The organism is Coprobacter tertius (genome assembly GCF_024330105.1).
Lineage (GTDB): Bacteria > Bacteroidota > Bacteroidia > Bacteroidales > Coprobacteraceae > Coprobacter > Coprobacter tertius.
In genome coordinates, this window is the sequence record NZ_JANDHW010000025.1 from 1 (window position 1) to 5,657 (window position 5,657).

Genomic DNA, 5,657 nt, shown 5'->3' on the forward strand with positions numbered 1-5,657 from the left:
GCACCTCGATGATTCGCTAGCTCAGCTGGTAGAGCACAACACTTTTAATGTTGGGGTCCTGGGTTCGAGCCCCAGGCGGATCACTGAAAACAAAAGAAAAATCGAGCAAATCCCTGATAATCAAGTATTATCGGGGATTTCTTTTTTCTGGCAAATAGCAAAAAAACGCACTTTCAGGCATATTATCCGGGTCTAAATCGTGGGACTTTTTTTTCTCCGGTTTTAGTCCCACGATTTAGCTTATTTCTCACTGGTTTACAGTGTTTTGCATGGTTTTATTCTGGAAGAGAATACATAGTTTTGCAACTCTAAAAACGATGTAAAAATGGAAAGAAAGACTTTCAGCGTTTTGTTTTTTATCAAAAAGAGTAAGCTTCTGAAAAATGGGGAAGCGCCTGTTTGTATGCGTATCACGGTAAACGGCTTCATGGTGGATATTCTGGTGAAACGCAGTTGTCCGGTAAATTTCTGGAATCAGGCAAAAGAGTGTTCAAGGGGAAAAGACCGCATGTCGGTAGAGTTGAACCGCTATCTGGAAATAACCCGTTCACGTATTCATCAAATTTACCGGGAACTGGAAATAGCCGGGAAGACCATTACCGCCGACCTTATCCGTAAACTTTATTACGGAGAGGATGAAGAGAATAAAACCTTATTGCAGGCTTTTGGCGAACATAACGCGCAATGCCGCAAACTGATTGGCAAGGATTTTGTAAGTAAGACGGTGCAGCGCTACGAAACGACCACACGCTATTTAGGGGAGTTTATTAGAAAAGAATATCGAGTTTCGGATATTGCGCTAAACGATTTGGAGCCGGATTTTATTTCCCGCTTCGATGCTTTTTTAAAGATTGAGAAAGGGTGTGCGCAGAATTCGGCGATTACCCGGTTAAAGAATCTAAAAAAAATTATTCATCTGGCATTAAAAAACGACTGGATCAGGAAAGACCCTTTTGCTTATTATCGGTTTAAAATAGAGGAAACCGACCCCGAGTTTCTAACGATGGATGAGATTAAGGTTATTCTCGGTAAGGAATTTACAATTAAACGGGTAGAACAGGTACGGGATATTTTTGTGTTTTGCTGTTTCACAGGTTTAGCATTCAGCGATGTAAAAGGATTGTTGCCCGAACATCTGATACGGGATAATAACGGTAATTTATGGATCAGGAAAAAAAGACAAAAAACCAGTGTTATGTGCAATATCCCGGTTTTACCGGTTGCGGCTTCGATTCTTGACAAGTATAAAGAAGTAGCAGCATGTAGCGGTAAATTGCTGCCAGTTTTGTGTAACCAACGGATGAACAGTTATCTGAAAGAGATTGCGGATATTTGTGGTATCGGTAAGAATTTGACAACGCACATGGCTAGACATTCTTATGCCACATCGGTTTGTCTGGCTAACGGAGTGAGTATGGAAAATGTAGCAAAGATGTTGGGGCATGCCGACACGTCTATAACCAAACATTACGCCCGGGTATTGGATCAGAGCATTTACAGGGATATGGAAAAGGTAAATAGTTTTTTATCCGATCTGGCTGTTTAGGTAATGGCAACGGACAACTTTTAGGGTTGTCCGTTTCTTTTTTTTTCAACTTATAGGGGCGGAAACATCCGCCCTTCATTGTTTTGGCATTTCTTCGGAAGATGATTATTTTTCGTTTTCCCGGTATGTTTCTATTTGCGATTTGCAGACTTCCGATACCACATCCCGCAATCTTTCCACTTTGGGGAGTATGGCATCGATATCTTCTTTTGTCACTACGAATTTAGGATTGTATCGGGCTTCGACATAGGCGAGCCGTAACAGCTCGAACAGCCGTTTTTCTTCCTTGGTGTTCCGGGGAAAGATTTTTCGCAGTTCGTCGGAGTATTTATGTGTCGCACCTAACAGTTTAGACAGATTGTGCTGTTTGCTGTTTTTTAGGGTATGGACTAATCGTAATGTATAAAACAGGTTTTCACAGGCTTGATGTAAATAAAAGGAGGCTCTTTTATATCTTCTCTTATTGTAATTTACCTCAACATCTTCTAAAAAAAATAGAGCTTCTTCATATTTTTCGTTAAAATACTCCTGCGCCTGTTGCCGGATTTCCTCAAAGTCGAGTTTCCGGGCACGTTCCAGTTTGTAGTTTCCGCTATCGTATAACATAATTCCCTCTTTCTTTACATCGGTATAGAAGTAGCGACCCTCCGACAGGTCGGAGTTCAGCTTCTCTATATCGTCATTAATAAATTGTATAGGGACTTGGTGATCGGGACGTTTATAATACATCTGATCTACCGCATCGAGTATCTGCCCCGCTTCTTTCACATCGCTTTTGCTGGTTACCACCAGTATGTCATAGTCACTCATAAATGAGGTGAGGATGCCGAACTCGTCCCTTTCGTCATATTCTACATAAGTTCCTCTGGCGTAGCTTCCGTACAGGATGATCATTTCACACCGGGGAAGATTTTCTAACACCAGCGAAACGATTTGCTGTAGATCCTTACGGGCATATTCAGGCAGACGGGAAGTCGAGGTTTTCATCAGGAATCCTTTTTATGTTAAACAGGGTAAAGATACATGATTTTTTTCTTCTTTCGTTCCCGTCATTGCGTGAATTTCAGAGTTGGGACTGTTTCTTTTCCCGGATGCCCAGCCACTCTTCCACTTTCCACCAGAGCATAACGGCCTGTCCGCTGAATCTCCACCACCATACGGTAATCATTAAAGGTTTGTCGTAATCATACAGGTTCCTTATCTGCCAGTGGGGAGATTCCAGGGTGAATGTGAATTCGTGTCCGGTACGCAAAAGAAGGTGCAGTCCGACGGGAGTTTCCATTATGTATATGACCGACTCATACGGGATCGATTCTTCATATATCCCATAGGCGTAAATGAACTGCAATAGCTTTTGATAATAGCAACGTCTCTTTGGGAAAATGATTTCCGTATCGGACAAAGTCAAGCCGTAATGCCTGAGATAAGGGCGTAATTTGTCACAGACCTCGAGTTTTGAAACAGCCGGAAGTCTTTTCATGTAGCATAAAGCCCATTTCCTTTTTAAGATATTCATACGATAAAGATTTGAGTGAAACAATATCGATGCGTTTGTATCGAGCATCAGCCACTCCATCGTGCCGCATGACCGTTGTTTGGTTCCAAAATCTTTTGGGGTATGAATATTTTCGGGAAAAGGTTTCGCCCCGGAAACTACAAAAGGAAAAAGAAAGGTTTATTTCATGTTTTTTACTCGGGTATGTGTGTCTGTAGTTTCCGGGCAGACGGGTTATTAATAAAGAAGCGTGGAAACTGTTATAGTTCTCCGCCTCTCAGGTACCGCCAAGCACCCCAGCAACAGATAATAAACAACAGCCCCACGCCGTATGGTATGTTTTGGAACATACATAAGGCACGGAACGTTCATTGCTTATTATTCTCGTTGCTTAAAATTTGGCGGTTTTGAAAGGCAAGAATAATAAAAAACGCTTCTCCGAAAGGCCGCCCATTTCTCCGGGCAGCACGTTACAAATATAGAAAGAATTACGGATTATTCAAACGCTATAGAAAAGTTATTAAAAAATGGATTAACGTTCGAAAGAATCACGATGCCGGGTTGTCCGTCCCTCCGGCTGTATCTCCGGCCGGATGGCTGGCAATACAGCCGGAGATATAGCCGGAAGGATAGCCGGACAATCAATCAAAGGGTTTATTGTAGTTCTCCGTAAGAATTCTTTCAATATCCGACTCCCGGTACAGGATCTTCCCTTCGAGACGGTAAAAGGGAAGTATTCCCCCGTCCCGGTAATCCTGCAATGTCCTCCGACTGAGATGCAGCAGTTCCGACAACTGTTGGTTCGTCAAATACCGTTCACTTCCCAGAGCAGGACGGCATACCCTACCCAGTTCATCCAGTCTGCCCATTAAACCCTCTGCTCTTGCAAAGAACTGTTTCACTTTTTCATTTTTCATACTTACATACTCTTCCATATATTCTTATTTCAGATTTTTGTCCTCGTTTAAAAATTTCTCGATATCCCTTGTCCGGTAATAAATTTTCTGACCGATCCGGGTAAAGGGCAATTTCCCTGTATTCCGGTAATTCTGTAACGTTCGTTTGCTGATATTCAACTGCAAACATACATCCTGATTATCCAGATACTCCTTTGCGCCTTTCACTCTATACACGTCACAAACCTCCTCCACCTTATCCGTCAGCCGTCTGAACTGTTCAGCAACCGATTCTATAACCTTCTCTTCCACCATAAACACATTCATTTCATCTGTTTTTTTAAGTAAATAACTCCGTTTCCGGTTCGAATATAGAGACGGTATTTCACTTTCGGCAGCATTTGCTGTACGCCGGCTTCACAAGTCCGTCTAAGTCGTCATATGTCGTTACTCCCGCTGTGTACTATGGGCAAACCCGGTCGGTCAGGCACACTATATACGGTCGTATCCGTTGTTTCGGGAAAAACAAAGCGAAACGCAGTATAAGCGGACATGCTTAACCGATATTCAATAAAACCTATCTGTTACGTGCCGCCGATCCGCTTTATTTGCCGGGAATTTTAAAAATACAGACGTATGAAAAAGAAATTTCCAGATGGAAAAAGTTCTAATCCCGCAGAAACGAATGAACAAGCGTACCCGGTTGCACGGGTATGCCGTTTTCTTTTTATCCTCTTTTTTAGAGAAAGAGCAAGGTTATGTTTTCGTAAACAAAAACCGCCTTGCTTTGCCCCGGGCAAAGGGAATCCTCTCCCGGTGGTCGCAGATTTGAAAATGAATATTTTAAGAACCGAATGTATTTTCTAATGAAGGAAAACAAGAAGAACGGACGTCCGAAAGTTGAAGCCATCCGGCAAAAATCCCGGATAGTCTCTACACGCCTGACGGCAGACGAATTGATATTGGTAACGCAACGGGCGGAACAGGCGGGAGTAAAACTCAGCCGATATGCCAGAGAGATGCTTTTGAAAGGGAAGATCGTACAACGCATAACCCCCGAAGACGCAAAAACGTTACGTCTGCTTGCCAATGAAGCCAACAATATCAACCAGCTCGCACATAAAGCCAATGCCGAAGGCTACGAGCCGATGATGAAAGTAAACGCTTATCTGGCGGTAAAAATAAACGACATCATAAAACGACTCTCCGATGATTGGAAAAATAACAAAAGGCGGTAGTTTCAAAGGGTGCGTAAAATACGTGTTGGATAAAGAGAAAGCCGAACTGCTCTTTGCTGACGGCGTACTGCTCGGAAGTGACGAAAACATAATCAACGGTTTTGAAACCCAACGCCAATTGAAACCCGAAATTTCAAAACCTGTCGGTCATATCTCCTTGAGTTTTTCACCCCAAGACGCCCCTCGTTTATCAGATAAAGCGCTTATCAGGTTAGCACAGGAATATCTGAAAGAGATGGGAATCGACAACACGCAATATATTATCGTAAGACATAACGATGCCCGGCATCCGCATTGCCATATCGTTTTTAATCGGATCGACAATGAGGGAAAACTGATCAACGACAAAAACGATTTTTACCGCAACGGGCAGGTTACGAAAAAGCTGAAAGAAAAATACGGGCTGACTTTCGGAAAAGGAAAAATGCAAGTGAATCGAAACAAACTCAAAGAACCGGACAAGACAAAATACCAGATACACC

Annotated in this window: 8 protein-coding genes and 1 tRNA gene; 5 read left to right on the forward strand and 4 right to left on the reverse strand. The window is 42.7% G+C overall.

What is annotated here, in order from left to right; translation table 11 throughout:
- Positions 1-10: 10 nt before the first annotated feature.
- Both NMU02_RS13595 and NMU02_RS13600 read left to right on the forward strand, forming a co-directional pair.
- Positions 11-83 (forward strand) — tRNA-Lys (locus tag NMU02_RS13595).
- 242 nt (positions 84-325) lie between these two features.
- Positions 326-1,546 (forward strand): site-specific integrase, encoded by a 1,221-nt coding sequence (locus NMU02_RS13600; protein WP_255028514.1) that lies wholly within the window; start codon positions 326-328, stop codon positions 1,544-1,546.
- Between the two features lie 105 nt (positions 1,547-1,651).
- On the opposite strand, the gene NMU02_RS13605 is transcribed toward NMU02_RS13600, so the two are convergent.
- The 4 genes from NMU02_RS13605 to NMU02_RS13620 all read right to left on the reverse strand — a co-directional run bounded on the left by NMU02_RS13605 (position 1,652) and on the right by NMU02_RS13620 (position 4,252).
- Positions 1,652-2,533, reverse strand: coding sequence for a HEPN domain-containing protein (locus NMU02_RS13605; RefSeq protein ID WP_255028515.1), 882 nt, complete (start codon positions 2,531-2,533; stop codon positions 1,652-1,654).
- A gap of 76 nt (positions 2,534-2,609) precedes the next feature.
- On the reverse strand, positions 2,610-3,062 hold the full coding sequence (locus NMU02_RS13610) for a hypothetical protein (RefSeq protein ID WP_255028517.1): 453 nt from the start codon (positions 3,060-3,062) through the stop codon (positions 2,610-2,612).
- Between the two features lie 620 nt (positions 3,063-3,682).
- Positions 3,683-3,976 carry a helix-turn-helix domain-containing protein gene (locus tag NMU02_RS13615; RefSeq protein WP_255028519.1) on the reverse strand — a complete coding sequence of 98 codons (294 nt, stop codon included), beginning with the start codon at positions 3,974-3,976 and terminating at the stop codon, positions 3,683-3,685.
- A gap of 6 nt (positions 3,977-3,982) precedes the next feature.
- Positions 3,983-4,252, reverse strand: a complete 270-nt coding sequence (locus tag NMU02_RS13620; RefSeq protein ID WP_255028521.1) for a helix-turn-helix domain-containing protein — start codon at positions 4,250-4,252, stop codon at positions 3,983-3,985.
- 340 nt (positions 4,253-4,592) lie between these two features.
- On the opposite strand from NMU02_RS13620, the gene NMU02_RS13625 reads away from it, so the two are divergent.
- The 3 genes from NMU02_RS13625 to NMU02_RS13635 all read left to right on the forward strand — a co-directional run.
- Positions 4,593-4,769: a hypothetical protein gene (locus NMU02_RS13625; RefSeq protein ID WP_255028522.1), complete on the forward strand. Its 177-nt coding sequence runs from the start codon at positions 4,593-4,595 to the stop codon at positions 4,767-4,769.
- Positions 4,770-4,803: 34 nt separating this feature from the next.
- Complete coding sequence (locus NMU02_RS13630) at positions 4,804-5,175, forward strand: plasmid mobilization protein (RefSeq protein ID WP_255028523.1); 372 nt, start codon at positions 4,804-4,806, stop codon at positions 5,173-5,175.
- The coding region (locus NMU02_RS13635; RefSeq protein WP_255028524.1) for a relaxase/mobilization nuclease domain-containing protein at positions 5,147-5,657 on the forward strand (511 nt) is incomplete at its 3' end. The genes NMU02_RS13630 and NMU02_RS13635, both read left to right, overlap by 29 nt.